Origin of the sequence: Paenibacillus sp. SAFN-117 (assembly GCF_051966115.1) — a bacterium.
In the GTDB taxonomy this organism is placed as follows: Bacteria; Bacillota; Bacilli; order Paenibacillales; family NBRC-103111; genus Paenibacillus_L; species Paenibacillus_L residui.
In genome coordinates this window covers 27,967-32,821 of record NZ_JBQCLK010000050.1, presented here as the reverse complement: position 1 = coordinate 32,821, position 4,855 = coordinate 27,967, and the positions used below count along the sequence as shown (strand labels likewise).

Annotated in this window: 5 protein-coding genes; 1 reads left to right on the top strand and 4 read right to left on the bottom strand. The window is 50.1% G+C overall.

The features are described 5' to 3' along the window. Nucleotides 1-82 precede the first annotated feature (82 nt). Nucleotides 83-1,057, top strand: a complete 975-nt coding sequence (locus ACTHRH_RS24235) for an SPL family radical SAM protein (RefSeq protein ID WP_260982077.1) — start codon at nt 83-85, stop codon at nt 1,055-1,057. Between the two features lie 87 nt (nt 1,058-1,144). Here the strand turns inward: ACTHRH_RS24235 and ACTHRH_RS24230 are convergent, their stop codons facing one another. The 4 genes from ACTHRH_RS24230 to ACTHRH_RS24215 all read right to left on the bottom strand — a co-directional run bounded on the left by ACTHRH_RS24230 (nt 1,145) and on the right by ACTHRH_RS24215 (nt 4,685). Then, a complete protein-coding gene (locus ACTHRH_RS24230) occupies nt 1,145-1,819 on the bottom strand; it encodes a uracil-DNA glycosylase (RefSeq protein WP_144937322.1) in 675 nt (224 codons plus the stop codon). A gap of 183 nt (nt 1,820-2,002) precedes the next feature. Next, nucleotides 2,003-2,980, bottom strand: coding sequence for a diaminopimelate dehydrogenase (locus tag ACTHRH_RS24225; RefSeq protein ID WP_144937325.1), 978 nt, complete (start codon nt 2,978-2,980; stop codon nt 2,003-2,005). A 208-nt stretch (nt 2,981-3,188) separates the two neighbouring features. Beyond that, a complete protein-coding gene (locus tag ACTHRH_RS24220) occupies nt 3,189-3,575 on the bottom strand; it encodes a DUF488 domain-containing protein (protein ID WP_144937328.1) in 387 nt (128 codons plus the stop codon). A 96-nt stretch (nt 3,576-3,671) separates the two neighbouring features. Beyond that, nucleotides 3,672-4,685 (bottom strand): globin-coupled sensor protein, encoded by a 1,014-nt coding sequence (locus ACTHRH_RS24215; protein WP_144937331.1) that lies wholly within the window; start codon nt 4,683-4,685, stop codon nt 3,672-3,674. Nucleotides 4,686-4,855 lie beyond the last annotated feature (170 nt).

Below are 4,855 nucleotides of genomic sequence, written 5' to 3'. Positions count from 1 at the left end.
GTTCCGGCAAAAGCGGACACGGCGAAACAGGAAGCAAACAAGGATTTATAGACTTTTATAAGTTCTTGGCAACGGGAGAAGATTGTCCGGCCCAATTCAGTACGAGCCCATAACAGCCAAGACCATGCTCAATTCGGTCAAGGCGCCCTCCATGCCTTTTGACTGGTCTCTAAATCCGTACAGAGGATGTCAGCATGGATGCAGCTTCTGCTATGCCCGCAGCACTCATTCCTACCTGGGAGAGAAGGCGGACGATACGTTTCAGAAGCATATCTATTTGAAGGAGAATGCGGCGGAAGCATTGAAGCGGCAGCTTGCAGCCGCCGCCCGTTCGAAGAAAGGTTTGGAAGCACTGGGGAGCATCGCCATAGGCACCGCGACCGATCCTTATCAGCCTATCGAGAGCCGGGCCCGTCTGACTCGGCAATGCCTGGAGGTCCTGATTGAATATGGGGTACCGGCCAGTATAACGACCCGATCCCCGCTTATCCTGAGAGACCTTGACTTGCTGAAGAAGCTGCCTCATGTATCGGTTAACCTGAGCGTCAATACATTGAACCGGAAGCTATGGAGACAGTTGGAGCCCTCCACCCCGTCCCCGGTCAAAAGACTGGAAACCGTCAAGCAGTTGAGGGAAGCCGGAATAGAGGCCGGAATTTTCATGGCGCCGATCCTTCCCTATTTGACGGATACCCCGGAAGAGCTGCAGGAATTCGTCGATACCGTTCCTTCGTACAATCCTTGTTATGTCATACCGTCCTATCTGCGGTTGAGCACAGCCGAAGTGAAGGTTTGGTTCTTCGCCACCCTGGAACAGACCTATCCGGAGCTGCTCGCCCGCTATGCCCGTCTCTACCGGCATTCGGGCTATATCCCGTCCGAATACCGCGAGGAGAAAATGTATTTCATCAAAGAGCAGCTTGCCCGGCACCATCTGCAGACTTCCCATTCGGGGCCTAAAGACAATTCCCATATTCACAAGACGGAGCTCCGCCTAGACCCGCAGGAGGCGGAAGAACAGCCGGTTCAGCTGAGCTTTTCCTTCGAGAATCTTTAATCGCACTAATATTACTCGAGGTAGATTATTATCCCGGATAAATAACAGAGTCCGTCCTTGCAATCTCCGAGGTCCATCTGAAGCAGCTTACAGATCCGGGATCTGCCAATCTATCTCGGCGATCCCGTTCTCCCGCAGGAAGCGGTTGGCTCTGGAGAACGGCCTGCTGCCGAAAAATCCCCGATTCGCCGAGAACGGGCTCGGATGCGGGGACTTGATGATGCAGTGCTTGTCCGATGTAATCTGCGCCGCTTTCTCCTGGGCATATTTCCCCCATAACAAGAAGACAAGCGGCTTCTCCCGTTCGTTAAGCAGCTCGATCACCCGATCCGTGAAACCTTCCCATCCCTGTCCTTGATGGGAATTAGCCATCCCCCTTCTGACCGTCAGCACCGAATTCAGCATGAGCACCCCCTGCTCCGCCCAGCTTTGCAAATAGCCATTATTCGGAATTTTACAGCCCAGATCGTCGCGAAGCTCTTTATAGATATTTTGCAGAGATGGGGGAGGCTGGATGCCCGGCAAGACCGAGAAGCTTAAGCCGTGAGCCTGACCGGGACCGTGATACGGATCCTGGCCGATAATGACCACCTTCGTATTCTCATATGGCGTTGAATGCAAGGCCGAATATATATGGTGCATATCCGGATATACGGTATAAGTTTTATACTCCTGAACGAGAAACTCTCTTAAACGGAGATAATAAGGCTTGGCAAATTCATCCTCAAGCAGCGGTGCCCAATCGTTCTTCAAAATAGCCATTCTACTTACCTTCCTTGTATGAAAATTAAGTTTAATAGAATTGTAGCATAATCTCCCGGGCCTCTTCACTGCATCAAGCACAAAAAAACAAGCCTGCAGAATGATCCATCCGCAGGCTTGTCCTATTCCTCCCGCAGCCGATGCTCCCGGCTTACGGGTTGGTTGTTCCATATTATCGTTTGCTTACAAAAGCTCTTTGCGCAGCTGTTCAGGAGATTTGGGGGACAGGGCACCAAACGGAATATCAAACACCGTCTTGGCCCCGGTTTGTCCTTCCTTGGCCAGTCTATAAGCCGCTCTGGCATAAGCGACCAGCACGCTCGCCGTAAATTCGGGATTGCTGCCCAGCTTCAGCCCGAACTCGATCAATTGAGTGCTGTCCGCTCCGGTCTTCCCGGAACGAAGCACATGACCGCCGTGAGGCATAGCCGAGTGGTTGGCCTTCATCTCTTCTTCCGAAATGAAGTGAACGATCGTCTCGTAATCGGCGAAGTAATTCGGCATCGACTTGATCTCCGCCTCGATCCGATCGCGATCGGCGCCTTCCTCGGGTACAATAAAGCATTCCCGCAGATGCTTGTCCCGGGTCGACAGCTCCGGATTCTCTCCGGCGCGAACTCTCGATACGGCCGTTTCGCTTGGAATCGTATATTGGATGCCGAGCTTGACTCCTTCTACCCGGCGAACCGCATCCGAGTGTCCTTGGCTGACTCCCTTACCCCAGAAAGTATATTCCTTACCCTCGGGAAGAATGGCTTCCCCGAGCAGACGGTTCAGGGAAAACAAGCCGGGATCCCAGCCGGTAGAGATGACACTGACGTGCCCGGACTTACGCGCTTCGGCGTCTACCTTGGCGAAATATTCAGGAATGCGGGCATGGGTATCGAAGCTGTCCACCGTGTTAAACATAGCGGCAAATTCGGGCCCCTGGACAGGCAGATCGGTCGCGGATCCCCCGCATAGAATCATTACATCGATCTTATCTTGATAAGCCTGCACTTCAGAAATATGGACCAGCTTGGAGCCTGCTGTGAGCTCTTCCGGTTTTCTTCTTGTGAAGATGGCCTCCAGTTGGAAATCAGGGTTTTGTTTGAGTGCAAGCTCTACACCTTTACCCAGATTCCCGTAGCCTACAATACCGACAGTTATTTTATGTTCCATATGATTTCCCTCATTTCTGTGACCAGAAGATTTATATTTCCTGTAATACAAGTTCGTGCTTTGAAACATTATATCAATAAAATTAACATCATCACAACGAACCGCTCAATAGAAATATTTTATAGCTAACGGAAAGCATTTTTATTTCTGAAGGACACCCGGAATCCGGCCCCATAATATCCGCCCCTATATCCCTTGCGGGTCAGGGCTAGCTTTGTTTATTCATTCCCTCTTTCTCTTCCAGCCATTCCTTCAAGACAACCGCTTGATTATATCTTTCATCTTTGGCCGCATATAGAAGGGTGACAGGCTCCTTGCCCCTGACCATTTGTCTAAGCTTATGCAGGGTCCGGCCAGCTTCCCCGTCGGCCTGGTCCAATTCTTGCATATATTGTTCTTTGAACGATTCAAATCTATCCGGATTGTGGGCAAACCATTGGCGCAGCGCTCGGCTGGGAGCCGCCTCCTTCATCCATTCATCCAGGTGTGCGGCTTCTTTAGTCATGCCTCTTGGCCAAAGCCGGTCTACCAAAATTCTAAGTCCGTCCGTCGGCGCCTGCTTGTCATAGATCCGTATGACCGAGATCTTGCCCATACCAAATCCCCCTTACATATAGAATCCTGCCGCATGAAAGGGCCAATCCAGCAGCAAGAGCGTCTTCCCTAATGGAGACGCTCCTCTTTATACCCATCAGCCGGTTTTCGCCGTCTTCAATCTTTCCAGTTCGGAGGTAACCTTTTCAATCATATTAACGAAGGAAGCCAGCTCTTGGGAACTGACCGATTGATTCTTGGCATAGTTCGAAGTCCGCTTCGATTCTTCTTCTACCTGGCGTAGAAAACGATGAACGGACGTCAGCTTGAGCCGGATTTGATCCAGGGCTTCTCTGGAACGGGAAGCCAGCTTACGGACCTCGTTGGCCACGACCTCGAAGCCCCGCCCCTCTTCTCCTGCACGTGCGGCTTCAATGGCTGCGTTAAGACCGAGCAAATGGGTCTGATCGGAAACTTCCTGCATCAAGGTACCCATTTCATTTATGTACTGAATTTCCTTATCCAGCTCGTACAGCAGATGATTCGCCTTTTCCTGGGAGTTGACGGTATTCTCCGCCATCTCGGCCACAGACTGACTGCTTGCTCCAAGCTGAACCATCATGCCCACAAGATCCTGAATGGAGGCATTAATTCCTTGCAGCATCTTGCTTTGTTCCATACTGACCGCTTCCAGTTTTGCCTTCTCCAGCTTCTCGTATGCTTCCAGAACCAATTGGGAGTCGAAATTAAACATCTTGGTCAAGGAATGGATCACCTTCACCCAATCTTGGGGCATGGTTTGTTGAAAACGGACGGAAGCTATGTCCAGATAAATCATATACGTTCCCAAATACCAGTTGGAATCCAATCCGATTCTAGAATGAACAGAGCCTACATGCATACGCTTCTGAATATACTCCTCGTCAATAACCCCTTCGGTCATCGACATGAAATACCATCTTTGGGTTTCTTTCAGACGCTCCATCGTACTATGCTTCTCAATAACTTCCTTCAATTCGGGATGCGCCATAATATGGTCATAAAGCTCGTCCACCAAGCTTTCCACAATTTGTTGAAACTCCGCTTTCTTCGATTTCAGCAAGGACAAATCCGCATCGCGGATGCCTACATACTCCAGCTGTCTCCTGCGTTCCTCTGTCAAATTAATCATTCTTCAACGCCTCCCGATGTCTTCAACCAAATTTCCTACTTTTGCTCTTCATCTTATTATAGTATTAATCCCGTTCAGAATCCTCCTTTATTTGTAAAAAAAGCTTTTAACGAAGTTTTTTCGAAGATGAATAACCCGGTATTAGCGGAAGCTTTTTATGCCAATTAGAA

Coding starts and splice junctions, on each gene's coding strand:
- ACTHRH_RS24230 (WP_144937322.1), bottom strand. CDS start 1,819: ATGGCTATTTTGAAGAACGATTGGGCACCGCTGCTTGAGGATGAATTT.
- ACTHRH_RS24225 (WP_144937325.1), bottom strand. CDS start 2,980: ATGGAACATAAAATAACTGTCGGTATTGTAGGCTACGGGAATCTGGGT.
- ACTHRH_RS24220 (WP_144937328.1), bottom strand. CDS start 3,575: ATGGGCAAGATCTCGGTCATACGGATCTATGACAAGCAGGCGCCGACG.
- ACTHRH_RS24215 (WP_144937331.1), bottom strand. CDS start 4,685: ATGATTAATTTGACAGAGGAACGCAGGAGACAGCTGGAGTATGTAGGC.